The sequence below is a fragment of the Candidatus Thiodiazotropha endoloripes genome, from assembly GCF_001708965.1.
Taxonomy (GTDB): domain Bacteria; phylum Pseudomonadota; class Gammaproteobacteria; order Chromatiales; family Chromatiaceae; genus Thiodiazotropha; species Thiodiazotropha endoloripes.
The window spans coordinates 269398-294912 of sequence record NZ_LVJW01000006.1 but is presented as its reverse complement, the minus strand read 5'-3'; the positions used below and the strand labels follow the sequence as shown (position 1 = coordinate 294912).

The window sequence follows — 25515 nt, the reverse complement described above, 5'->3', positions numbered from 1 at the left end:
GTGTTGTTATATCTGACTGAGTGGCTAGTGCAATTCGATGGGGGATTTCGGGTATTTCAGTATCTGACCCTGAGAACCATCCTTGGTGTGCTGACTGCTCTGCTGATCTCCCTGGCGCTGGGACCGATGATGATCCGTCGTTTGAGTTTTCATCAGATCGGCCAGACGGTAAGGGACGATGGGCCGGAGACCCATTTTTCCAAAGCCGGCACACCCACCATGGGTGGCGCCCTGATCCTGGTGGCGATTGCCATTGCCACCCTGCTGTGGGCCGACCTGGACAACCGCTATGTCTGGATCGTACTGATTGTGACCCTGATCTTCGGTCTGATCGGCCTGGTGGATGATTACAAAAAGCTGGTGCTGAATGATCCAAAGGGCTTGGCGGCGCGCTGGAAATACTTCTGGCAGTCGGTGGCCGGTCTGGGTGCTTCGGTAGTCTTCTTTACCACCGCAACCTCACCGACAGAGACGGCACTGCTGATCCCCTATCTGAAAGATGTCTCGTTGGACCTGGGACCGTTGTTCATTCTGTTCAGCTATCTGGTCATCGTCGGCTCATCGAATGCGGTCAATCTGACCGACGGTCTGGATGGTCTGGCAATCCTGCCCACCGTGATGGTCGGGGGAGCGCTGGGCGTTATCGCCTATGCAACCGGGCATGCGGATTTTGCCACCTATCTGAAGATTCCCTACCTCCCTGGGGTGGGTGAGTTGATTGTGTTCTGTGCCGCCCTGGTCGGCGCCGGTCTGGGCTTTCTCTGGTTCAACACCTATCCCGCCCAGGTCTTCATGGGGGATGTGGGTGCGCTGGCGCTGGGCGCCGCGCTGGGTGTGGTCGCGGTGGCTGTACGTCAGGAGATCGTACTCTTCATCATGGGTGGGGTGTTTGTCATCGAGACCGTGTCGGTGATGCTGCAGGTGGCCTCTTTCAAGTTGACCGGCAAACGCATATTCCGAATGGCACCACTGCATCACCATTTTGAACTTAAGGGTTGGCCCGAGCCTCGGGTAATCGTTCGTTTCTGGATCATCACCGTCATTCTGGTGCTGGTCGGTTTGGCGAGTTTGAAGATACGTTAATGTCAGAGCAATCGAAACTGCAGGGTAAGACGCTGATTGTGGGTCTGGGAAAGACCGGGCTCTCCTGTGCCCGTTACCTGGCGGCACAGGGAGTTTCGCTGGCGATGACCGACAGTCGTGAGAATCCCCCCGGGCTGGAGTCCCTGCGTCAGGAGTTGCCGGACATGGCTCTGTTTCTGGGCGGTTTCCAGGAAGAGGTGTTTGCGGCGGCCAGTCGTCTGGTGGTGAGTCCCGGCGTGGCGCTGGATCAACCACTGATTCAGGCGGCCAAGCAGCGCGGTGTTGAAGTGCTGGGGGATGTGGAGCTGTTCGCCAGAGCGGTCAAGGCCCCGGTGATCGCGATTACCGGATCAAACGGCAAGAGTACCGTTACCACCCTGCTCGGTGAGATGGCCCACATGGCGGGTGTGAAGGTTGCCGTGGGCGGTAATCTCGGCGAGCCGGCGCTGGATCTGCTGGATGATGAGGTAGCGCTCTATATTCTTGAACTCTCCAGTTTTCAATTGGAGAGCACCTGGTCATTGAAGCCAATGTCGGCGGTGGTGCTGAATGTTTCGGCCGATCACTTGGACCGCTATCGGGATCTGCAGGATTATGCGGATACCAAAGCCAAGGTCTACCATCAGGCCGAGATCTCGGTGGTCAATCGGGATGATCCAATGGTGGCGGCAATGGTGGATGAGTCTTGCGAATCCCTGGGTTTTACCCTGCTGGCGCCGCAAGCCAGTGACTTCGGCCTGCATGAGCAGGATGGGGCAAGCTGGCTGAGCGAGGGGCATGTGCCACTGGTACCGGTGAGTGAATTGAGAATTCCCGGTCGCCACAACCAGGCCAATGCCCTTGCGGCTTTGGCCCTTGGCAGTGCCGCCGGTTTGCCGCAGAACGATATGCTGGCTGCCCTGCGCAGCTATACCGGCCTGCCCCATCGCACTCAGTGGGTGTCGGATAAGGCCGGGCTTCGCTGGTACAACGACTCAAAAGGCACCAATGTGGGTGCAACCATCTCCGCATTGAATGGATTGCACCCGGATCAGGGTGAGAGCCGCACTGTGCTGATCGCCGGTGGTGACTGTAAGGGTGCGGATTTCAGTGAGCTGGTTGATGTGGTGGTGAAGACGACCCGAGGCGTGGTGCTGATCGGTCGGGATGCGCCAGCCATTCAGGCTGTGCTGGAGGGTCAGGTGGAGCTGGTCAATGCGCAGAATATGGATCAGGCGGTTGCTTCAGCCTATCGCCTGGCGCAATCCGGGGATCGGGTGCTGCTGTCACCGGCTTGTGCCAGTTTCGATATGTTCCAAAATTTTGAGCAGCGTGGTGATGCCTTCATCGCAGCGGTGGAGGCGTTCGAAGCATGAACAACCCACGACCTCAGGCGATGGATGCCCGTGCTGCCAAACCTCTGGAGCCGACCATTGACTGGTGGCTGTTGGGTGCTTCGGTACTGCTGCTCGGTTTTGGTCTGGTGATGGTGGCTTCCTCTTCGATGACGGTCGGTGATCGGCTTGCCGGTTCCCCCTTCTTCTATGTCTATCGCCATCTGTTCGCCATGTTTCTCGGTCTGATCGGTGCCGCACTGTTTTTCGGTATCCCCATGGAGCAGTGGCGCAAGGCTGGCCCGATGCTGGTCTTTCTGGGTATGTTCCTGCTCCTCATCGTACTGATTCCCGGTGTCGGCAAGACCGTCAACGGCGCCACCCGATGGGTACCCCTGGGAGTCTTCAATCTGCAGAGCTCCGAGTTCATGAAGCTCTTCATGGTGCTCTATATCGCTGGCTATCTGGTACGCCGTCAGGATGAGGTCGCCCGCTCGTTCTGGGGTTTTGCCAAACCGATGCTGCTGCTGATCATCACCAGTGCGATGATACTGCTGCAGCCCGATTTCGGTACCACCGTGGTGCTGTTTGCCACCGCACTGGGGATGCTGTTTCTCGGCGGTGTAGTGCTCTATCAGTTCGTCACCCTGATTCTGTTCTCCATGGTAGCCGGTTTTGCGTTGATCTTTTTCACCCCCTATCGCTGGCAGCGCTTCACCACCTTTCTCAACCCCTGGGACGATCCCTTCAATACCGACTTTCAGCTCTCTCAGGCGCTGATCGCATTCGGCCGGGGTGAGTTCACCGGGGTGGGGCTCGGTAACGGCATCCAGAAACAGTTCTATCTGCCGGAGGCTCATACCGATTTCATCATGGCCGTGGTGGGCGAGGAGTTCGGGCTGCTCGGTACCCTGGGCATCATCCTGCTGTTTGCCTTTATCACCTGGCGAGCGTTTCAGATCGGTGTCCGGGCGGAAGCAGCGGGGCATCGATTCTCCACCTATACCGCCTATGGTCTGGGGCTGTGGCTCGGTATGCAGGCGTTTATCAACATCGGCGTCAATGTCGGCATGTTGCCGACCAAGGGTTTGACTCTGCCGTTCATGAGCTATGGGGGCAACAGCATCATCGTCGTCTGCCTGATGATCGCGCTGCTGTTGCGCATCGACTATGAGTCCCGCAAATCGCCGGACCGTGACAAGAAAGGGAGGCGATCATGGAGCCTCATGTGATGGTCATGGCCGGTGGCACCGGTGGGCACCTGTTTCCCGCACTGGCGGTAGCCCAGTGGCTGCAGAATCATAACTGCCGGATTACCTGGCTCGGCAGCAGTGGCGGTATGGAGAATCGACTGATACCGGAATATGGTTTTCCGATCCGAACCCTTGAAGTGAAGGGATTGCGCGGCAGCGGTCTGAAACGTCGCATCATGGCCCCTTGGGTGGTCAGTCGATCACTGCTGCAGGCCTATCGCACACTGGGTCAGGTGCAACCCAATCTGGTACTGGGCATGGGTGGCTTCGTCACCGGGCCTGGCGGTGTTGCTGCCAGGTTGATGAAGATTCCACTGGTGATTCAGGAGCAGAATGCCATCCCCGGTTTGACCAACCGGATTCTGGCCCGCTTCGCCAACAAAGTTTTCGAGGCCTTTCCCGGCAGTTTCGGTGCCGAGGCCCAGGCTGAGACGGTGGGTAACCCTGTGCGTCAGGAGATCATCGATCTACTCCCACCGGAAGCCCGTTTCAGCCAGCGCAGCGGACCGATCAGGTTGCTTGTGCTGGGTGGATCCCTGGGTGCCCGGGCGCTCAATCAGACCCTGCCCGAGGCACTGGCACTGCTCTCCCGGGAGGAGCGTCCACTGGTCCGGCATCAGGCTGGTGAGAAGCTGTTGCAGGAGACCATCGAGTCCTATCGTCAACAGGGTGTGGAGGCGGAGATCAAGGCCTTTGAACGGGACATGGCGGAGGCCTATGGCTGGGCCGATCTGGTGCTCTGCCGAGCGGGTGCTCTGACCGTCACCGAACTCGCCACGGCCGGCCTGGGCTCGATTCTTGTGCCCTATCCCCACGCGGTGGATGACCATCAGACCCATAACGCTCAGTTTCTGGTTGAGGCCGGTGCTGCGCAGCTGGTGCAGCAGTCCGACCTGAATGCCGCCGATCTGGCCGGTCGGTTGAAGAGCCTGTGTGCCAGTCGTGAGTCGCTGTTGCAGATGGCCAGGGCTGCCCGTGAGCAGTCCCGTGCCGATGCCACGGCCAATCTGGGGCGCTACTGCCTGGAGACCATTGGATCATGAATGAGCAACTGCGAAGCCGCCACAATCCGAACAGCATGGGCCGCATGCGGCGGATCCATTTTGTCGGTATCGGCGGTGCGGGCATGAGTGGTATTGCCGAGGTGATGATCAATCTGGGCTATCAGGTATCGGGTTCGGATCAGCGGCAGAGCCAGGTAACCAGGCGACTTGTGGATCTGGGTGCCAAGGTCTTTCAAGGGCACCGGGCTGAGCACGTCGAAGGTGTGGATGCGGTAGTCATCTCAAGTGCGGTGAAAGAGGATAATCCGGAAGTTATGGCCGCCCGCCAGGATCGGATTCCCGTGGTTCCAAGGGCCGAGATGCTGGCCGAAATCATGCGCTTCCGATATGGCATCGCGGTTGCCGGTACCCATGGCAAAACCACCACCACCAGTCTGGTGGCGAGTGTGTTGGCCGAGGCCGGGCTCGATCCAACCTTCGTGATCGGCGGGCTGCTGAACAGTGCCGGGGCCAATGCCCGTTTGGGTGAAGGGGAGTATCTGGTGGCTGAGGCGGATGAGAGTGATGCCTCGTTCCTCTATCTGCAGCCGATGCTGGCAGTCGTGACCAACATCGATGCGGACCACATGTCCACCTATGGGGGTGACTTCAACCGCCTGCGGGGTACCTTCCTGGAGTTTCTCCACCATCTGCCTTTCTATGGACAGGCGGTGATGTGCATTGATGATCCGGTGGTCAGGGAGCTGCTGCCTGAGGTGACCCGTCCGATCACAACTTACGGATTCAGCTCGGATGCGGATGTACAGGCAACCGATGTCCACAGCGAAGGGCTGCAGACCCATTTCAGACTGCATGTCAAAGCCCAGGAGCTGAGCTTTGACGTCACTCTGAATCTGCCCGGGCGACACAATGTGCTGAATGCCCTGGCGGCCGCCTGTGTGGCGCTTGAACTCAACACGGATCCCCGACACATCCAGTCTGCGTTGAAGATGTTTGCCGGTATCGGCCGGCGCTTTCAAACCCGTGGAGACTGCCTGGTGGATGGTAAGCATGTGATGCTGGTGGACGACTACGCCCACCACCCACGGGAGATTCAGGCGACCCTGGAAGCGGTACGGGACGGTTGGCCGGAACGGCGGCTGGTGGTCGCTTTTCAGCCCCATCGTTATACCCGGACCCAGGAGCAGTTCGAAGATTTTGTTCAGGTACTTTCCAAATCGGATCTGTTGATCCTGACTGAGGTCTATGCGGCGGGAGAGGAGCCAATTCAGGGCGCCACCGGACGTGATCTGAGTCGGGCGATACGGGTACGTGGTCAAGTCGATCCGATCTTCATGGAGCCCGTGACTGAGTTACCAGAGTTGTTGCGCGGGCTGCTGCAGGATGGGGATATGGTACTGACAATCGGGGCAGGCAGTATCGGCGCTATTGCGGCGGAATTGCCCACACAACTATGTGAGGAGGCCCAGTGATGGCGCAGATCTTTGATATGAAACGGTTGCATCAGGGGTGCGGAGAGTCACTGCAGTGTGAGTTGCTTGTGGTGGCAAAGGCTGGCAGACGTCAGAGCTCAATCAACCGGGAAGCACAGAAGCAGCGGTTGAAGAGTGCTCATCAGATGCATAAACGGGAGAGGTTTTTGGGATGATGCCGGTGATGAAGTCACAACCACTGCGCGGTGAGATGCGATTGGACGAACCTCTGTCCAAGCATACCACCTGGCGTGTGGGTGGACCGGCGAAACACTTTTATCGGCCGGCTGACCGGGATGATCTGGTGAATTTTCTGGCTCAGCTGGATGAAGATGAACCACTCTTCTGGCTCGGGTTGGGGAGTAATCTACTGGTACGGGATGGTGGTTTCGACGGTACCGTGATCGCCACTCAGGGATCGTTGAAGGAGTGCGCTTTGCTGGGCGACCAGCGGATCTATGCCGAGGCCGGTGTCTCTTGTGCGAAGGTTGCCCGTGTTGCTGCCAGAGCCGGACGCTGCGGGGTTGAGTTCCTGGCCGGTATTCCCGGCACCATGGGAGGCGCCCTGGCGATGAACGCAGGTGCATTCGGTGGCGAAACCTGGCAGAGGGTGGAGCAGGTCGAAACCATCGATCGCTACGGTGTGGTCCGGCAAAGAGAGACCACCGACTTCCAGGTCGGTTATCGCCATGTGAGCAGACCCGAAGGTGAGTGGTTTCTCTCCGCCCAACTCTCACTGCTGGCTGGTGATGTGGCGGCGGCCCAGGAAAAGATCAGAGCGCTGCTGGCAAAACGTTCGGCCACCCAGCCCACCACCCAGCCCAGTTGTGGTTCGGTCTTCCGCAATCCACCTGGGGACCATGCGGCGAGGCTGATCGAGTCAATTGGATTGAAGGGCCGGCAGTTGGGCGGTGCCCAGGTGTCCGAAAAGCACGCCAACTTCATCGTCAATACGGGAGACGCTACGGCCGCGGATATCGAAACTTTGATCGAGACAGTACAGCGCGAAGTGAAAGCGGCCACCGGTATCGATCTGATCACTGAAGTCCACCGACTGGGAGGGCCGAAGTAGATGTCTGTTTCAGCTGACAGCTTTGGCAAGGTGGCGGTGTTGATGGGAGGTCGTTCCGCGGAGCGTGAGATCTCGCTGAGAAGTGGTGACGCCGTTCTCTCTGCACTGCTGCGCAGCGGTGTCGATGCGGTTGGCATAGATACCGGTGAGGGGGTGTTCAATCAGCTCGACGGGGCAGGCTTCGAACGGGCCTTCATCATTCTCCACGGACGCGGCGGCGAGGACGGCACCATGCAGGGTGCCCTGCAGACTCTGGGTCTGCCCTATACCGGCAGTGGTGTGCTTGGATCGTCGTTGGCGATGGAGAAGCACCGTACCAAAGTGTTGTGGCGGGGATTGTCACTGCCCACACCTGACGCGGTGTTGCTCGAGACGGAGGAAGACCTCAACCAGGCCGATGCGTTGGGTTATCCGCTGATCATCAAACCCAGTGCCGAGGGTTCGAGTATCGGTATGAGCAAAGTCGAAAACCGAGAGCAGCTGCAGCAGGCCTGGCAGATCGCCAGTGAGTATGACAGCCGGGTTCTGGCGGAACGCTGGGTGGTCGGTGCGGAGTATACCGCAGGGTTTCTGCAGGGGGAGATGCTGCCGCTGATCCGGCTCGAGACACCCCATCAGTTTTACGACTATCAGGCCAAGTACAGTGCGGATACCACCCGGTACCTCTGTCCCTGTGGTCTGCCCGAGGCGGAGGAAGCGCAACTTCAATCACTCTGCCGGAAGGCCTACGAAACGGTGGGTGCCAGTGGTTGGGGGCGAGTCGACCTGATGCTCGATGAGCAGCACCAGCCCTGGTTGATTGAAGTCAACACGGTACCGGGAATGACCGATCACAGTCTGGTGCCGATGGCGGCGAAGGCGGCCGGGATCGGTTTTGATGAGCTGGTGATGCGAATACTGCAAACCAGTCATGAGCAGCAGGTGGCGTCATGAGCAACAGACGTCAGAGTGCAAAACAGCCGCAGAAACCGCTACTGCCTGAGAACAGTCTGCTGTGGCTGAAGCTGGCGCTGTTCTGCCTGGTAATGATCTCCGCACTCTATTGGGTGGGGAGGATGCTGGGGGATCCCGCCGTGATGCCGGTTCGTACCGTGGGTGTTGACGGTGAGATGCGATTTGTTAAGCGGGAGCGCCTGGAACAGGTCGTTGCGGAAGCGGTCAATGGCAGCTTTTTCAGTATTGATTTGAAGCGGATGCGCGAGCAGATCGAAGCCATGCCCTGGGTAAAGCAGGCCAGTATACGACGGGTCTGGCCCGACAAGCTGAGAGTGCAGGTAACGGAACATCAGCCACTGGCCTACTGGGGTGAAGAGGCGATGGTCAGTCAGTTGGCCGAGGTCTTTGAGCCGGAGAACCTGCCGCAGCTGCCGGGGCTGGTGACCCTGGTTGGCGATGCTCAACAGGCGAAGACCATCACCCGGGAGTATCAGCGTATGCAGACCCTGCTCGATACCGCAGGTTTGAGTCTGACCCGGATCTGGGTGGATGCGCGACAGGCCTGGCGGATCAAAACCGAGCGTGGCCTGTTACTCCAGTTGGGGCGGCGGGATGTGATGCAGAGGCTGACCCGCTTTGTGCGTCTCTATCCCGATCTGATGGCGCAGCATGATCGTCAGCTGGTGAGTGTTGATTTGAGATATACCAATGGCTTTTCCGTGCAGTGGCGGACCAATGAGGAAGCGACTGCCGAAGCTGGCCAGGCGTTGGGGTTTTATAGGGATGGGGCTCGGATGAGCCGCGCAGATTCCGAAAATAATTTGAGGAAAACGGGCAAAAGTCCCGGGTAGATGCATGACTAAACGAAGTGAGAAAAACCTGATCATCGGGCTCGATATCGGTACCTCGAAGGTGGTGGCCATTGTTGGCGAGATCAAAGCGGACAATGGCATTGAGATTATCGGTATCGGTTCCCATCCTTCACGCGGATTGAAGAAGGGAGTCGTGGTGAATATCGAGTCCACGGTGCAGTCGATTCAGCGTGCGGTTGAAGAGGCGGAGCTGATGGCGGGTTGTGAGATCCATTCAGTCTTTGCCGGGATTGCCGGCAGCCATATCCGCAGCCTCAATTCCCACGGTATTGTTGCAATCAAGGACAAAGAGGTCAGTCAGAGCGATGTTGAACGGGTGATCGATGCCGCCCGGGCGGTTGCCATACCGGCCGACCAGAAGATTCTGCACATCCTGCCTCAAGAGTTCATCATCGATGAACAGGAAGGTATTCGCGATCCGGTGGGTATGTCAGGTGTGCGTCTCGAAGCCCGGGTTCATATGGTCACCGGTGCGGTGAGTGCGGCACAGAACATTGTTAAGTGTGTGCGTCGCTGCGGGTTGGACGTGGATGACCTGATTCTGGAGCAGTTGGCCTCCAGTTATTCCGTGTTGAGCGATGACGAAAAAGAGCTGGGTGTCTGCCTGGTGGACATCGGTGGCGGCACCACCGATATCGCGGTATTCACCGGTGGTTCGATCCGCCATACCGCGGTGATCCCCATTGCCGGAGATCAGGTGACCAACGATATCGCGGTCGCCCTGCGTACCCCGACCCAGCATGCGGAAGAGATCAAGATCAAATATGCCTGCGCTTTGACCCAGCTGGCGACCAGCGATGAGACCATCGAGGTGCCCAGTATCGGCGAGCGGCCACCGCGCAGGCTCTCCCGCCAGACCCTGGCGGAGGTGGTCGAGCCACGTTACGAAGAGTTGATGACGCTGATCCAGGCGGAGTTGAGACGAAGTGGTTTTGAAGATGTGATTGCCGGTGGTGTGGTGCTGACCGGTGGCAGTTCGAAGATCGAGGGAGTTATCGATCTGGCGGAAGAGGTATTTCACATGCCGGTGCGATTAGGTGTGCCCCAGTATGTCAGCGGTCTGGCTGACGTGGTGCGCAATCCGATCTATTCCACTGGAGTGGGATTGTTACTGTTTGGTCAACGAAATCGCGCCCAGGGTGGGCGGGAGTTGGCCAATGATGGTGGCCTGAAAGCGATATGGGAAAGAATGAAGCATTGGTTTCAGGGCAATTTTTAATTTTATTTTTTGACATCTGTTAGGCGCAACAGACGCGGAGGTAGAACATGTTTGAATTAATGGATACACACAGTCAGAATGCTGTGATCAAAGTGATCGGTGTCGGCGGCGGTGGCGGCAATGCGGTCAATCATATGCTGACCGGAGAGATTGAAGGGGTCGACTTCATCTGTGCCAACACCGATGCCCAGGCACTGCGTAACAGTGAGGTGCGTACCCTGCTGCAGCTCGGTTCCGATATCACCAAGGGATTGGGCGCGGGTGCCGATCCTGAGATCGGTCGCCAGGCGGCGCTTGAGGATCGTGACCGTATCGAAGAGGCACTCGACGGTGCGGATATGATCTTCATCACCGCTGGAATGGGTGGCGGAACCGGTACCGGCGCCGCACCTGTGGTAGCACAGGTCGCCAAGGATCTGGGTATTCTGACCGTGGCGGTGGTCACCAAACCGTTTGGTTTTGAGGGGGGCAAACGGATGAAGATCGCTGAACAGGGTATGGAAGACCTGGGAAAACATGTGGATTCCCTGATCACCATCCCCAATGAAAAGTTGTTGGCGGTACTCGGCAAGGAGATGAGTCTGCTGAATGCCTTCAAATCGGCCAATGATGTGCTGCTGCATGCGGTTCAGGGCATTGCCGAGCTGATCACCCGGCCCGGGCTGATCAACGTGGACTTCGCCGACGTCAAAACCGTGATGTCGGAGATGGGTGCTGCGATGATGGGCTCCGGTGAGGCGAATGGTGACAATCGAGCCCGCGAAGCGGCGGAACGGGCGATTCGCAGTCCACTGCTTGAAGATGTCAATCTGGCCGGCGCGAAGGGTATTCTTGTAAATATCACGGCCGGACTCAATCTGGCGATCGGTGAGTTTGACGAAGTCGGCACCACGATTCGTGAATTTGCCGATGAAGATGCCACCGTGGTGGTCGGTACTGTCATCGATCCCGACATGCAGAACGATATGCGGGTTACCGTGGTGGCTACCGGTCTGGGTGAACGGCTCAAGGCCGAGCTGCCGAAACCGACCAAAGTCGAGGATCTGCCACCGGTTAAACTGGTCGATAGCCAGGAACCGCAGCGGGTTCCGGAGGACTATCGGGAGTTGGATCGCCCCACAGTGTTGCGAAATAGCAACAGTGACCGCAGTGCTGCAGTGGCAACCGCCGATGGCAACCTGGATTACCTGGATATACCAGCTTTTTTACGTCGCCAGGCAGACTAATGTAGAATTCCCAGTTACAATGTGATGACAAGTTTTGTATGCTTGTTACAACAATGCTGGGAATATAACTGTTTTTACAGATGAACCAGCTGTGATAGCATGCGCGCCTTTTGTGGTGCCAATGGCCATTTTCAGTATGGGAGCTGCGAGTCGATGATTTGGCAACGTACGTTGAAGAACGTGATACGCGCTACCGGTGTGGGACTGCACACCGGTGAGAAGGTCTACCTGACCCTGCGACCGGCCGCTCCGGATACGGGAATCATTTTCAGACGGGTCGATCTCGATCCGCCGGTTGAGATTCGCGCCTGCGCGGAAAATGTCGGAGATACAAGGCTTTCCAGTACTCTGGTACAGGATGGGGTGCGGGTCTCCACGGTCGAGCATCTGCTCTCCGCTTTGGCTGGCCTGGGTATCGACAACGCCTATGTGGATGTGAGTGCAGCGGAAGTGCCGATCATGGACGGCAGTGCCGGTCCTTTCGTGTTTCTGTTGCAGTCCGCCGGGGTTGAGGAGCAGAACAAGGCCAAGCGGTTCATTCGTATCAAGCGAAAAGTTGAAGTGGTTGAGGGTGACAAACGCGCCAGTTTCGAACCCTTTGATGGTTTCAAGGTCTCTTTCTCGATCGATTTTGACCATCCCGCCTTCAAGGAGCGATCCCAGTTCGCCACGATTGATTTCTCATCTACCTCTTTTGTCAGAGAGGTCAGTCGGGCGAGAACCTTCGGCTTTTTGCGTGATATCGAGATGTTACGACAGAAAGAGCTGGCACTTGGCGGCAGTCTCGACAACGCGGTTGTGGTCGATGACTACCGGGTGATGAATGTGGATGGCCTGCGCTACGAAGATGAATTCGTCAAGCACAAAATCCTCGACGCCATCGGTGACCTCTATCTTCTGGGACACAGTCTGGTTGGCGCCTTCAATGGTCATAAATCTGGACATGCCTTGAACAACCGGCTGCTGCTTGAGCTGATCAGTCAGGAGGATGCCTGGGAGGAGATTACCTTCGAAGAGCCGGAGGACGCGCCGATCTCCTACATGCAGCCTGCTCATCTTACGGTCTCTTAGAACCTGTAAACATTCATAACCCCCCTGCTTCACTCAGGGGGGTTATTTTCCCTCTTCGCCATGCCGGCTCAATTTCAACAGCGCCTCACTGAGGTCCGGATCACGGATCGCGGCGGCTGTTTGACGCAATATTTCACCGTTATGTTTGCTCAAGGAGAGGGTTTTGTGCTTCAGGGAAGAGGGTTTTATTCCAGCTTCTAGCAGGATACGGGTGCGTATCCGCTCAACTCCCAATCCGTGCTGCTGCAGTTGCTCAAGCAATTGGGGAGCAGCGTAGCGCAGCCGGCTGGCCCACACCGGGGAAGAGACGAACAGACTGAGCACGCCCGCTTGCAGTACGGTGGCCTTCAGCTGCTGGTCGAGAGGGGCTGGCAGGTTGGACCTGACCATCTTGCAGAGTGCTTCGTAGTCAGCCACTCTTTTGCCCAGTTTTGCTGGAGTTGAGTTGCTGCCAACAATGTTCCTGACCGATTTCATAGCGCGAGCTTAGAGCAGTTTTAAAGAAAAAACATCACATTTTGCCCGGAAAGTGGTAAAGTTCGAGAGTTTTTGACCGAAGAAATGTATTGACAGGGTCAGTTCTTTAAGTATTTTTTGCTATGAAATTCATATACTTACGCGGTGCTGTACAAGATTACGATCTCGCCTCCAGGTGGCTGATGCCGGGGGTTTTTCTGCTATTGGGTCTGCTGTTTGGTGTGGCCATGTTGTGGACGGGCTACCAAATGGGCGTCAGTGATACGGAGTTTCCAGAACACCAGCTGGTGACCAGTCTGGAGAACAGCTTTGCCAAGGAGCGTCAGACCCTGCAGGATATGAAAATCGATACCCAAAGTGGCATCGATGCCCTGGCGATTCGTGTCGGCCAGATTCAGTCCCAACTGTTGCGTCTCGATGCACTGGGTGAGCGACTGGTCACGATCGGTGGATTGGATAAAGGGGAGTTCAGTTTTGAAGCACTTCCTGCCCTGGGTGGTCCGAATGGGATCTCATCCGTGAGCGAGGCATCGGCGCTGCCTGATCTGTTGCACGAGATGGAGCAGCTTGAAGCGATGATCGAGCATCGTCATCAGCAACTCAATCTGGTGGAAGACCTGATCATGAACTCAAATCTGGAGAATTCCGTTCATCCGGCGGGTCGTCCGGTGAAAAAAGGCTGGATCTCCTCCTACTTCGGTATGCGCAATGATCCGTTTACCGGTAAACGTGCGATGCACAAAGGTATGGATTTCGCCGGCAAATCGGGATCCGATGTGGTTGCGGTGGCTGCCGGAGTAGTGACCTGGGCCGATGATCGTTATGGTTACGGTAAACTGGTCGAGATCAACCATGGCAAAGGCTACGTCACCCGATACGGGCACAATGCAGAGATCCTGGTTGAGATTGGCGATCGGGTGAAGCAGGGAGAGGTGGTTGCCAAAATGGGCTCTACCGGCCGCTCCACAGGGCCTCATGTCCATTTCGAGGTGGTACGAAACGGCAAGATTGTCGACCCCACGAAATATATCCTGTCGAAACGCGATAAGGGCTGAAGATCCGCTTGCTTGATTTTCCCTGTCGACATCCACTGATGTCACATTCTGTTTCCGCTTAAGACTTTGAGCTGTCTGCAATCCTCTCTGCCGATGGATTGTTTATCGCTGTGGTTGAATTTGTGAGCGCCAATCCCCACATAGGGGACGCAGGCTGAACGCGATCCAGCCTGAGATGATCAGCTTATCCTTCTGCATCGCTACGGCATGCTGTATGATCGCAAACATTTCGCATTCTCACGGAAACCAGGATTCATGGTTAGTAAAATCTTTACAAAGATCTTTGGCAGCCGTAATGACCGGCTGGTAAAACGAATGACAAAAACGGTCGCCCAGATTACCAATCTGGAGTCCGAAATCGAACAGCTCTCAGACGATGCCTTAAAGCAGAAAACGGTGGATTTCCGTGCACGGTTGGATGCAGGTGAGAATCTGGACGGCCTGATGCAGGAAGCCTTCGCCGTGGTACGCGAAGCCGGGCGACGGACCATGCAGATGCGCCACTTCGATGTGCAGATGATTGGCGGCATGGTACTCCATCAAGGCAAAATTGCCGAGATGCGTACCGGTGAGGGTAAGACCCTGGTGGCTACCCTGGCCGCCTATCTCAACGCCCTGCCGGCGAAAGGGGTTCATGTGGTCACGGTGAATGACTATCTGGCCCGACGTGATGCGGCCTGGATGGGGCGCATCTACCATTTTCTTGGTCTCAGCACCGGGGTGATCAACTCATCCGGTGGTGCAGGGCCGGACAGTACATCCTATCTCTACGATCCCGAATATGATGGCGCCAAGGGAGGCTATCTGCATCTGCGTCCGGTCTCCCGCAAGGAGGCCTACGCCGCCGATATCACCTACGGCACCAACAATGAATATGGCTTCGACTATCTGCGCGACAACATGGCCTTCAGCAGCGACCAGCGGGTGCAGCGTCCGCCGTTTTTTGCCATCGTCGATGAGGTCGATTCGATCCTGATCGATGAGGCCCGTACGCCGCTGATCATCTCCGGGCCGACCGACGACTCCTCCGAACTCTACATGGCTGTGAATAAGATCATTCCAAGCCTGACCCGCCAGGATCCGATCACCAATGAAGAGGGTAAGCCCGATTTTGGTCCGGGTGACTACTCGGTGGATGAAAAGGCCAAGCAGGTCTACTTCAGTGAAGAGGGCCACCAGCATGTGGAGGAGATGCTGACCGAGGCCGGATTGCTGGAGGAGGGTGCCAGTCTCTACGACAGCGCCAATATCATCCTCATGCATCATGCCAATGCGGCACTGCGCGCTCATGCGCTGTTTCAGCGTAATGTGGATTACATTGTCAAGGATGGTCAGATCGTCATCGTTGATGAGTTTACCGGTCGTACCATGCCGGGGCGTCGCTGGTCCGACGGACAGCATCAGGCGGTGGAAGCCAAAGAGGGGGTGGAGATTCAGAAAGAGAATCAGACCCTGGCTTCGATCACCTTCCAGAACTACTTCCGGCTGTATGACAAACTCTCCGGTATGACCGGTACAGCGGATACCGAGGCGTTTGAATTTCAACAGATCTACGGTCTCGAAGTGGTGGTGATCCCGACCAACCAGGCAATGGTGCGGGACGATATGGGTGACCTTGTCTACCTCACCCCGGAAGAGAAATATGATGCCATCCTGGAAGATGTCCAGGATTGTGTGAAACGGGGCCAGCCGGTGCTGGTCGGTACCGCTTCCATCGAGACCTCCGAGTTGGTCTCCGGGTTGCTGGAGAAAGCCAAGGTGCCGCACAAGGTGTTGAATGCCAAGCACCATGAACAGGAGGCGGCAATCGTTGCCCAGGCGGGTGTGCCAGGAGCCGTTACCATCGCCACCAACATGGCGGGTCGTGGTACCGATATCGTACTCGGCGGTAATCTGGATACTGAGTTGGAAACACTCGGGGATAACCCTGATCCCGCGACGGTGGAAGACTATAAAGCGCAGTGGAAAAAGGTTCACAAACAGGTATTGGAGGCCGGCGGCCTGCATGTGATCGGTACCGAGCGTCACGAGTCACGACGCATCGACAACCAGCTACGTGGACGTTCCGGCCGTCAGGGTGATCCGGGTTCGAGTCGTTTCTATCTCTCTCTGCAAGACAGCCTGATGCGTATCTTCGCCTCCGACAAGGTTGGCGGACTGATGCAGAAGATGGGTATGGAAAAAGGCGAGGCGATTGAACACCCCTGGGTCTCCCGTGCGATCGAGAATGCCCAGCGCAAGGTCGAAGGGCGTAACTTCGATATTCGTAAGCAACTGCTCGAATATGATGATGTGGCCAACGATCAGCGTAAGGTGGTCTACGAGCAGCGTAACGATCTGATGGATACCTCGGATGTCTCCAGTTCCATCTCGGCGCTGCGTGAAGATGTGCTGGATGAAGTCTTTCATGCCCACATTCCCCGGGACTCCATCGAAGAGCAGTGGGATGTGCCTGGATTGAGTGAAGCCCTGGCCGAAACATTCAGTGGTGAATGGCCGCTACAGCAGTGGCTGGATGATGACAGTGATCTGCATGAAGAGACCTTGAAGGCGAAGATCCTCGATAGGCTCTCCTCCAGCTACCAGGAGAAACAGACCCTGGTGGGTGACGAGAACATGCGCCAGTTTGAAAAGGCGATGATGTTGCAGACCCTGGATAGTCACTGGAAAGAGCATCTGGCTGCCATGGACTATCTGCGACAGGGCATTCACCTGCGTGGTTATGCGCAGAAAAACCCCAAGCAGGAGTATAAGCGGGAAGCCTTCTCCATGTTCTCCGGCATGCTGGAGAGTATCAAGCAGGAGGTGGTCAGCCTGCTTTCGAAAGTTCAGGTTCAGATGCCGGAAGAGCTGGCGCTGCAGGAGCAACAGCCCCAGGTCAATGAGTTTGAGTTCAAACATGAGACATTTGAAGGGCTGGCCGGCGAGTCGGAAGCTGAACAGCCGGCGCCTGAGCAGGAGGAGGCACATCAACCGTTTGTCCGGGATGGGCGTAAGATCGGGCGCAATGAACCCTGCCCCTGTGGTTCCGGGAAAAAGTATAAGCAGTGCCACGGCCGCTTGAATTGAGATGAGTGATTCCGTCCACACGATTGCTGGCGTAAGACTGGGTGTTGCCGCGGCGGGGATATCCTATGCCGACCGGGATGACCTGCTGGTGATGGAGTTGGCGGAAGGTGCGCAATGTGCTGCGGTGTTTACCCGCAATGCCTTTTGTGCCGCTCCCGTGCACCTGGCCAAGCAGCATCTTCGTCAGGGGAGTCCGAGACTGCTGCTGATCAATTCCGGCAATGCCAATGCCGGTACTGGAGAGCAGGGGATGGATGACGCCGTCAACTGCTGCCGTGGACTGGCCGATCTGGCCGCTTGTGAGCCCCATCAGGTGTTGCCTTTCTCCACCGGCGTGATCGGTGAGACACTGCCGGTTGAACGGATGCAGCTGGCTTTCCCCAAAGCCCTGGCGGCACTCACGGAGGCTGGCTGGGAGTCTGCGTCGCGGGCGATCATGACCACCGACACCCGACCGAAACTGGCTTCCCGCAGTTTTCAGGTGGATGGAGTGACCGTCCGGGTTACCGGTATGGCCAAAGGCTCGGGCATGATCCGGCCCGATATGGCAACCATGCTGGCCTATCTTGCAACTGACCTGGCGGTATCCCGGGAGTTGCTGCAAAGCTGCCTCGATCGGGCTGTGAAGCCCTCCTTCAACAGTATTACGGTCGATGGGGATACCTCGACCAATGATGCCTGTGTATTGATTGCCACCGGTGCTTCTTCCCTGCCACCACTCAGCGATGCCGATTCACCCCTCTATCAGCAGCTGGCGGATGCGGTGCTCGACCTCTGTATGGAACTTGCCCGAGCGATCGTGGCCGATGGGGAGGGAGCAACCAAGCTGGTGGATGTGGAGGTCAACGGGGCCGCCAGCGAATCAGAGGCACGAGAGGTAGCCTATACCATCGCTCATTCGCCACTGGTCAAGACGGCGCTGTTCGCATCGGATCCAAACTGGGGGCGAATTCTGGCCGCAGTGGGCCGTGCCGGCATCGAGGATCTGGTGATCGACACGATTGAGATCTGGCTGGGTGATGTCTGCATCGTGCGTCAGGGAGGCCGGGCGGACGACTACACGGAAGCGGCTGGCCAGGCCGTGATGCAGCAGAGTGAGATCACCATTCGGGTCGAGTTGGGTCGCGGCAGCGCCACGACCAAAGTGGTGACCTGCGATCTCTCCTACGACTACGTGAAGATCAACGCCGAATACCGCAGTTAAAAGCCCCGGTGTTGGATCCAAACTTTCAACGGGCTAACACTCATGAAGATCCATGTCGCAGCCGCTGCAATCCTCGATCAGTCTGGCCGGGTATTGATCAGCCAACGGGCTGAAAATACCCACCAGGGTGGTTTGTGGGAGTTTCCCGGCGGTAAGCTTGAGGCAGGGGAGACAGCCGCTGCAGCGCTCTCCCGGGAGCTTGAAGAGGAGCTGGGGATTGTGCCGCTGGCGACTGAACCACTGATCAGGATCCGGCATGACTACGAGGATCGTCATGTGGTGCTCGATTTCTATCGGGTCAGCGCCTATCGGGGTGAGGCCAGGGGTCTTGAAGGTCAGCCTCTGCAATGGCTTTCACCTGCTGATATGCAGCCTGAGTCTTTTCCAGCGGCCGATCGACCGGTGATCACCGCCCTGAAGCTGCCGCAACGTTACATGATTACCGGGGCAGATGCTGAACGGCCCGAAGAATTTCTGAAACACCTCTCCATGGCGATCGAGGGTGGTATAGAGCTGGTTCAGCTGAGAGCTCATCCTTTATCCGATAGCGCTTATCGGCAGCTGCTGGCCAAGCTGCTTCCTGTGTGTCGTGCCAGAGGTGTCAAGCTGCTTGTCAATCGCCCTCAAGGGGTGTTGGGCTGGCAGTCTGAAGCTGACGGTCTGCATCTTACAGCCAACCAGCTGGCGTCACTCTCCCGGCGACCTGATGGGGCCAAGTTGATTGGTGCCTCCTGTCATCATCTGCATGAGTTGCAGATGGCGGAGCGTGCCGGTCTGGACTATGTGCTGCTTTCGCCAGTGCAGAAGACCACAACTCATCCCCAGGCTGCCAGCCTGGGTTGGTCTCGTTTCGCCGACCTGGTGGACCAGGTCAACCTGCCGGTATACGCCCTCGGTGGTCTGTCGGCAGATGATCTGCCGAATGCCATTCTCAAGGGTGCCCAAGGAGTCGCGGCAATCTCTGCATTCTGGTCACCAGTCAATTAATCGCTGAAGCCATACTCCTCGATCAGTTGCTGCAACCTTTCGATTTTTTCGGCGGACTGATCAACGAATTCACAACCCGAATCGTAGAATGCGGTGTTGATATCTTTTGAACTCCATCTGCATATGGCTTTGAAATTCAAGAACTTGATCTCTTCTTCACCATCAGGAAGATGAATTTTCAAATTCAGTTCCTCACCGGTTGGAATCGGTTTTTCACCGATCAGCATCAACCCCTGGGAATTGATATCAACCACCTGTCCCAAGGGCGTATTATCTTCGGTTCGCCAGACTCTCAGGTAGTAGATCAGATGGCGGCGCTTCACGGATCTCCGCTCTTCAGGTTTGAGGCTGTTCTCGTGGATGTGTTCTGCGGGGCTCTTAATGTACATCTTGGAAACCTAAATTTAGTATTTATTTTAAGGGGTTAATGTTGACTGGAAGCTGATTTGAGGAGAAAGTCCATACTTTTCCCAGGGCAGGACCGGTGGATAACTCCCAGTAAGATGATAGTTGCTGGCTGTGAATGCGCAATTCCCTGTGCCATGGGTTAGCCGGGTATGGGCCTGGTAACTCACTGAGTTTTCGCATCGGGATCGGAAAAACCATAAAATTGATCTTCTGCAAAAAACGGGAATATCCTATAAACAGGGGATAGACTGATGGATTTGTGAGTATTTATCCACAAAGTGGATAAATAAAGTGCATTTAATTCTTGTCCGGATTAAAAAATGTGCGAAATATGTAGAACGGAGTTTGAAGGGATGGTTGTGATCTGCAAAGTGGATCCGGGGTATCTGAAGCTGGAATGGCACAACAAACCGTGTCGCTTTGGTCTGCATCCAGGGATACTATTTGATGCTTAAGAGATTCTTCGAGTCAAGGCTGTTAGCCAATTCGGAGTACCAGCAAGCGCTCGTACGGCTGGGAATTTGGCTTTTCTGTTTCCTTTCGATGTGGTTTGCGATCCAAACCAACTACTACTCTGTCGATTTGCAGCTGTTCGTTACCCTCTACACCTCCTACTTCACCTACTTCGTTCTGCTCCTGGTCAGCATCGTCATCTGGCCGAAGGTGCCCTACCGGGTTGAGATCGATCTGATTATCGATATCAGTGCAACCAGCCTGGCGATACTCCTGACCTCGGATGCTTTCAGTCCGTTCTATCTGATCTATCACTGGATCTACATCTCCTACGGAATCAGGTATGGCGCCAGGCCGTTGATGATTGCGTCGATCTTGAGTTTTCTCTCCTACGCTATGGTTCTGACCTATCTGCAACAGTGGCAGGTCCATATCTTCGAAGCCTTCGTGTTTGTACTGCTGCTGTTGGTTATCCCCGCTTATCAGTACATCCTGCTCAGGCAGTTACACAAGGCCAGACGGGAGGCGATGTTGGCCAAGCAGGCCAGGGGTAACTTTCTCGCCACCATGACCCACGAACTGCGTACTCCGCTGGTTGGCGTGATGGGCATGGCCAGGTTACTGCAGAACACCCCACTGGATGCAGAGCAGAAGGAGTATGTGCAATCGATCAATGATTCTGTCCGCTTGCTCAGATCGATGATCAGTGATGTGCTGGATCTTTCCAAGATTGACGCCAACAAACTGGAGTTGACCAGTGACTGGTTCGATCTGCATGAACTGGTGAAAAACATCTCCTCGAGTCTGGCCTCAGAGGCCCAGGGTAAAAAGCTGGAGATGTATTGCTGGGTAGATCCGGAGATTCCGCAGAAGCTCTATGGTGATCGTCTCAGAGTTACCCAGATCCTGTTCAATATGGTGGGCAATGCGATCAAGTTCACCGATCATGGGTATGTCTGCTTGCGGGTAACGCTGGCAGAGGCGGATGCCAATGTACCGACCAGACACATTCTGTTTGAAGTCGAGGACAGTGGTATCGGCATACCGGAGGATAAACTCGCCGAGATATTCAATGCCTACTGGCAGTCAGAGAGTGCCAGTCAGCAGCGGCGTTATGAGGGATCCGGGCTCGGTACATCGGTGATCCGTGATCTGACAGGATTGATGAAGGGGCGGGTGAATGTGGTCAGCAGGCTGGGGGAGGGAACCAAGTTCAGCGTCCAGCTGCCGTTGCTTGGTGAGGAGGTCGATAGCCCGCCACAACCGGTCGTACCGATGACCCGGAGGTACCCTTTGCTGAAGGGTAAGAAGGTGCTGATTTACGATCAGGACCCAAATGCGCTGCAGTTGCATCTGCAATTTGCCGATGAGCTTGAAATGGAGACATTGGCGGCGATGGAATTGAACGCTTTCTGCCGGCAATTGAGTGGTGATGTCAATCTGGTGCTGGTGTGTGACTCCTTCAGTGACAGCTCGATTAAGCAGGTGATCCGTTGCGTCAATACGATTGAGCCCTCGATACCCATGGTGTTGGCTGTCTATCGCACCCAGAACCTGAGTTATACCTCGATCAATACACCGTTACTGATCAAGCCGTTTCTCTGCACTGAGTTTGCCAAGGTGGTGATGGAACTATTGGTGCCACATCAGGAACAGAACCAGGAGGCTGAAGCGCTACTGGAAAAAACCAGTAACAACCGCTCGATCAATGTGCTGCTCGCGGATGACAATGCGATCGCTTCAAAGGTGATGGCCACACTACTGAAGCAGCGCGGGCACCGTGTCAAAGTGACCAAAAGCGGCAAAGAGGCTTTGCAGGCGTTAAACGAGAAAGAGTATGAGTTGGCCTTTGTCGATCTCTGTATGCCCGATGTGGATGGTATCGAATTCACCCGCCTCTATCGGGAGAGAGAGTCGCAGAGTCGCTATATGCCGATCTATGCACTGACGGCGAACAGTGTTGAGGATATGATGGAGCACTGCATCCGGGTCGGTATGGATGGATTTCTGACCAAGCCGGTGGAGCCTGAAGAGCTTGATGGTATCATCGAACGACATCTCAGCGGACGACTCAACTCCAAGCATTGGTTGCCTGTACCGAGCTGAGGCGGTTAGTTCCCCAGACTCAGTATAAATATTGTTCACTTGCCACAGTCTGGTGGATAATGCCAGTCGATCTATCGTGAAAGTGAAATTGTTACTAGCGCTTTCCCGATGATGCACGGTAGTTTCAGATGAATTAATCTCCTGTTGTAGCCAAATGAACGATCGAAATTCTGTTGTTAGAAGTCTCAGAAGTTATAGCTTCTGAAAGATCAGGGATAGATTTTGAATTACCGTAAAGAAATCGATGGCTTAAGAGCAATTGCCGTCATTCCCGTGATTTTCTTTCATGCCGGGTATGAGCTGTTCAGCGGCGGCTACGTTGGCGTCGATGTATTCTTTGTGATCAGCGGTTATCTGATCACATCAATCATCCTCAATGATCTGCAGGCCGGCCGGTTCAGTATCAAGACCTTCTATGTACGACGCTCAAAGCGTATCCTGCCTGCGCTGATCCTGGTAACCCTCTGCAGCCTGCCTTTCGCCTGGGTGATGCTGACCCCCAGCCATTTCGACTCGTATGCCAACAGCCTGTTGGGCGTGGCAACCTTCTCATCCAATATCCTGTTTTGGCTTGAAAGCGGCTATTTCGATACCGCCTCTGAGCTTAAACCGTTGTTGCATACCTGGAGTCTGGCGGTTGAGGAGCAGTACTACATCCTCTTCCCGCTGTTTTTGATGGCCGTCTGGCCCTATGGCAGAAAGCCACTCTTGGTCAGCCTGGCGGTAATGTGTGTGATCAGCCTGGGGATTGCCCAATGGGGTGCCTATAACGCAACGGGAGCGGCTTTCTTTCTGTTGCCCGCACGAGGCTGGGAATTGCTGTTCGGGGTGTTCTGTGCCTTCTACTTGAACCACAAAACAGAGCCATCCTCGCCTCACCTTGAACAGAGTATGAGTCTGCTGGGTTTGTTGCTCATCAGCTACGCGGTTTTCAGTTTTGATGCGACCACACCGACGCCCAGTTTTTATACCATGATCCCGGTGATCGGTACGGTTCTGCTGATACTGTTTGCAAACAGCGGCACGCTGGCGAAGCGGATGCTTGGTTTGGCGCCGGTTGTCGGTATCGGGTTGATCTCATACAGTGCCTATTTATGGCATCAGCCGATCATCGCTTTTTTGAAATACAGCTATCTGTTTGAGGCTGAACCCTTCCGCCTGCTGACGGTGTTACTGGTTTTCCCCCTCTCATACCTCTCCTGGAAGTATGTCGAAAGGCCGTTCAGGACTTCAAATCTAAAAGCGGAAAGGGTGTTGGGTGTCAGCGCCATGGCCTTGTCGGCGCTTTTCGTTGTCGGCTTGTTCGGGCGTTTGGAGTTGTATCCCAGTTACCTGCAGATCGCCCATCCGGAGTGGAGCAATGAGTATATCAGGGAGCCCGCATCGCCACTGGTGGATTGCGAAGGTTTTGAGGTTATACAGGGCGATACCAGCTGTAAACGAATCGGTGACGGCGCCTATAAGATTGTGATCTGGGGAGACTCACACTCGCATATGCTGCGCACCACGACCCCCGACATTGAAGGCGCAACGATCATCAACATTACCCATGGTGGTTGTCCGCCGTTGCTCGGGGTAAAACGTTTTGATGATTTGACCAACTCCGTGAACTGTAACAACACGAAGATCATGTCGTCGTATCTTGACTACATCAATGGCATTGAGCCTGACCTGGTGGTGTTGGTCGGCCGCTGGACGCTCTATCTCAAAGGTTGGATCCGGGATGGTGAAAACCAGCCCGCTCATCACTTGATCGTTGATGATCATACTGTCGAAGAAGAGGTGGTCGGTTCAGTGAAGACGCGAATGCGTATTCTGAAAGAGGCCTTTGAAAGGACGATTGATGGAATTTCCAGCAACAGTGAGGTTCTGGTTGTTTCACAGATACCGGATTATGGCTGGTTCAGCTACAGAAACCTGTTCAAAAGTGATGCCGTGTCGAAGTCCAAGATCAGTGCCTGGCATATCGAGGAGGAGACGCTGATGGATCTGTTGAAGGGTGATGAATACAGTCTGCTGGATGCAAAATCCCTGTTTTGTACAGATGTGGTCTGTGCGACCCGGATCGATGGCGCACTGATCTACAGCGATGACAATCACCTCAATGACAAGGGTGCTGAAATGCTCTGGGCATCCATTCTGAAGCCGTTTATCAACCATGGCGTCAGTTATCAATAGGCTGTTCTCGGATGGCGTAATCCGGGGGCAGTGATTGAGACACGCCGCATCAGTACTACCGGTTGAAACCCGCGATGAGGTCTCAACCGGGTAGCGGAGTCATCGGCGTAGGTAATCAGCCAGACTCCGGTAGTGGTGATCTACAATCCCAACGCCTGCCAGATCTGCTGACATTGGGCGGAGCGATTCATGGTGTAGAAATGGAGTCCGGGCGCCCCACCGGCCAGCAGGCGTTGACACAGGTCGCTGACGACCTCGATGCCATAATTGCGGATCGAGTCCAGATCATCGCCGTAACTCTCCAGCCGTTTTCTCAACCAGCGGGGGATTTCGGTCCCGCAACTGTCCGAGAATCTTGCCAGCTGTGCAAAATTGGTGATCGGCATGATGCCCGGCACAATGGGAATCTCGATGGCCAGACGCTGGCACTCATCGATAAACCTGAAATAGGCATCCGCGTTGTAGAAATACTGGGTGATGGCACTGCTAGCCCCGGCTTCCACCTTACGTTTGAAGTTCTGCAGATCCTGTTGCGGGGTGGCTGCCTGGGGATGGAACTCGGGATAGGCGGCCACCTCAATGTGAAAATAGTCACCAAACTGTTGGCGAATCAGCGAGACCAGCTGATTGGCGTGATTGAGTTCACCCAGACCGCCGAGCCCGGTGCCGGAGGGCAGGTCGCCACGCAGCGCCACCAGCCGATTGATCCCCTGGGCTTTGTAACGGGCCAGTATCTCCAGGATCTCATCCTCATCCGCACCGATGCAGGAGAGGTGAGGGGCGGTGTCGATCCGTTGCTCAACCAGCCAGTCGACCGTATCGAAGGTACGCTGTTGGGTCGAGCCGCCTGCACCATAGGTGACCGAAAAGAATGCAGGATTCAGCTCCTGCAGCTGTTGTACATTGGTTTTTAGGTTCTCCATCCCCTTCTCCGTCTTCGGCGGAAAGAGTTCGAAGCTGAAAATCTGTTGTTTTGTTTGTTCGTTCATGACAAGCAGTTACCGTATGAGGGTTATACGCATGAGCAGTGGAGCGGCCGAGAGGATTGCTCCTCTTC

21 protein-coding genes are annotated in these 25515 nt (G+C 55.7%); 18 read left to right on the top strand and 3 right to left on the bottom strand.

From position 1 onward, the window contains the following. The 12 genes from mraY to lpxC all read left to right on the top strand — a co-directional run bounded on the left by mraY (position 1) and on the right by lpxC (position 12521). On the top strand, positions 1-1083 hold the full coding sequence (mraY, locus tag A3193_RS11870) for a phospho-N-acetylmuramoyl-pentapeptide-transferase (protein WP_069006309.1): 1083 nt from the start codon (positions 1-3) through the stop codon (positions 1081-1083). Continuing rightward, positions 1083-2438 (top strand): UDP-N-acetylmuramoyl-L-alanine--D-glutamate ligase, encoded by a 1356-nt coding sequence (gene murD, locus A3193_RS11865; protein ID WP_069014955.1) that lies wholly within the window; start codon positions 1083-1085, stop codon positions 2436-2438. Before mraY ends, murD begins: the two co-directional genes overlap by 1 nt. Further along, a complete protein-coding gene (ftsW, locus tag A3193_RS11860) occupies positions 2435-3628 on the top strand; it encodes a putative lipid II flippase FtsW (RefSeq protein ID WP_069006307.1) in 1194 nt (397 codons plus the stop codon). Before murD ends, ftsW begins: the two co-directional genes overlap by 4 nt. Then, complete coding sequence (gene murG, locus A3193_RS11855) at positions 3613-4692, top strand: undecaprenyldiphospho-muramoylpentapeptide beta-N-acetylglucosaminyltransferase (RefSeq protein ID WP_069006306.1); 1080 nt, start codon at positions 3613-3615, stop codon at positions 4690-4692. The genes ftsW and murG overlap by 16 nt, the downstream gene beginning before the upstream one ends. After that, positions 4689-6125 (top strand): UDP-N-acetylmuramate--L-alanine ligase, encoded by a 1437-nt coding sequence (gene murC / locus A3193_RS11850; protein WP_069014954.1) that lies wholly within the window; start codon positions 4689-4691, stop codon positions 6123-6125. The genes murG and murC overlap by 4 nt, the downstream gene beginning before the upstream one ends. Next, complete coding sequence (locus A3193_RS20575; protein WP_155523023.1) at positions 6125-6301, top strand: hypothetical protein; 177 nt, start codon at positions 6125-6127, stop codon at positions 6299-6301. Before murC ends, A3193_RS20575 begins: the two co-directional genes overlap by 1 nt. Beyond that, positions 6301-7197, top strand: a complete 897-nt coding sequence (gene murB / locus A3193_RS11845; RefSeq protein ID WP_083218457.1) for a UDP-N-acetylmuramate dehydrogenase — start codon at positions 6301-6303, stop codon at positions 7195-7197. The genes A3193_RS20575 and murB overlap by 1 nt, the downstream gene beginning before the upstream one ends. Then, positions 7198-8130: a D-alanine--D-alanine ligase gene (locus A3193_RS11840; RefSeq protein ID WP_069006303.1), complete on the top strand. Its 933-nt coding sequence runs from the start codon at positions 7198-7200 to the stop codon at positions 8128-8130. Then, positions 8127-8984 (top strand): cell division protein FtsQ/DivIB, encoded by an 858-nt coding sequence (locus A3193_RS11835; protein ID WP_069006302.1) that lies wholly within the window; start codon positions 8127-8129, stop codon positions 8982-8984. The genes A3193_RS11840 and A3193_RS11835 overlap by 4 nt, the downstream gene beginning before the upstream one ends. Positions 8985-8988: 4 nt before the next feature. After that, positions 8989-10224, top strand: coding sequence for a cell division protein FtsA (gene ftsA, locus A3193_RS11830; protein WP_069006301.1), 1236 nt, complete (start codon positions 8989-8991; stop codon positions 10222-10224). A 47-nt stretch (positions 10225-10271) separates the two neighbouring features. Further along, the gene (gene ftsZ / locus A3193_RS11825) at positions 10272-11450 is read left to right on the top strand and encodes a cell division protein FtsZ (protein ID WP_069006300.1); all 1179 of its coding nucleotides are present in this window, start codon (positions 10272-10274) and stop codon (positions 11448-11450) included. Between the two features lie 153 nt (positions 11451-11603). Beyond that, complete coding sequence (lpxC, locus tag A3193_RS11820; RefSeq protein WP_069006344.1) at positions 11604-12521, top strand: UDP-3-O-acyl-N-acetylglucosamine deacetylase; 918 nt, start codon at positions 11604-11606, stop codon at positions 12519-12521. A 42-nt stretch (positions 12522-12563) separates the two neighbouring features. On the opposite strand, the gene A3193_RS11815 is transcribed toward lpxC, so the two are convergent. After that, positions 12564-12998, bottom strand: coding sequence for a DciA family protein (locus A3193_RS11815; RefSeq protein WP_069006299.1), 435 nt, complete (start codon positions 12996-12998; stop codon positions 12564-12566). A 122-nt stretch (positions 12999-13120) separates the two neighbouring features. Between A3193_RS11815 and A3193_RS11810 the strand changes: the two genes are divergently transcribed. From A3193_RS11810 to A3193_RS11795, 4 genes are all read left to right on the top strand, one after another. Continuing rightward, positions 13121-14053 (top strand): M23 family metallopeptidase, encoded by a 933-nt coding sequence (locus A3193_RS11810; RefSeq protein ID WP_069014952.1) that lies wholly within the window; start codon positions 13121-13123, stop codon positions 14051-14053. 255 nt (positions 14054-14308) lie between these two features. Then, positions 14309-17122: a preprotein translocase subunit SecA gene (gene secA, locus A3193_RS11805; RefSeq protein ID WP_069015474.1), complete on the top strand. Its 2814-nt coding sequence runs from the start codon at positions 14309-14311 to the stop codon at positions 17120-17122. Position 17123: 1 nt separating this feature from the next. Beyond that, positions 17124-18326: a bifunctional glutamate N-acetyltransferase/amino-acid acetyltransferase ArgJ gene (gene argJ / locus A3193_RS11800; RefSeq protein ID WP_069006297.1), complete on the top strand. Its 1203-nt coding sequence runs from the start codon at positions 17124-17126 to the stop codon at positions 18324-18326. 42 nt (positions 18327-18368) lie between these two features. Beyond that, positions 18369-19313: a Nudix family hydrolase gene (locus tag A3193_RS11795; protein ID WP_069014950.1), complete on the top strand. Its 945-nt coding sequence runs from the start codon at positions 18369-18371 to the stop codon at positions 19311-19313. On the opposite strand, the gene A3193_RS11790 is transcribed toward A3193_RS11795, so the two are convergent. Then, entirely contained in the window at positions 19310-19702 is a 393-nt protein-coding gene (locus A3193_RS11790; protein WP_069006295.1) for a PilZ domain-containing protein, read from the bottom strand. The two genes, A3193_RS11795 and A3193_RS11790, sit on opposite strands and share 4 nt — an antisense overlap. A gap of 562 nt (positions 19703-20264) precedes the next feature. On the opposite strand from A3193_RS11790, the gene A3193_RS11785 reads away from it, so the two are divergent. Together A3193_RS11785 and A3193_RS11780 are read left to right on the top strand one after the other, a co-directional pair. Further along, entirely contained in the window at positions 20265-22280 is a 2016-nt protein-coding gene (locus tag A3193_RS11785; protein ID WP_162272440.1) for a response regulator, read from the top strand. A gap of 222 nt (positions 22281-22502) precedes the next feature. Further along, positions 22503-24458 carry an acyltransferase family protein gene (locus A3193_RS11780; protein ID WP_162272441.1) on the top strand — a complete coding sequence of 652 codons (1956 nt, stop codon included), beginning with the start codon at positions 22503-22505 and terminating at the stop codon, positions 24456-24458. Positions 24459-24598: 140 nt separating this feature from the next. On the opposite strand, the gene metF is transcribed toward A3193_RS11780, so the two are convergent. Further along, positions 24599-25447 carry a methylenetetrahydrofolate reductase [NAD(P)H] gene (gene metF / locus A3193_RS11775; RefSeq protein ID WP_069006292.1) on the bottom strand — a complete coding sequence of 283 codons (849 nt, stop codon included), beginning with the start codon at positions 25445-25447 and terminating at the stop codon, positions 24599-24601. Positions 25448-25515: the final 68 nt, after the last annotated feature.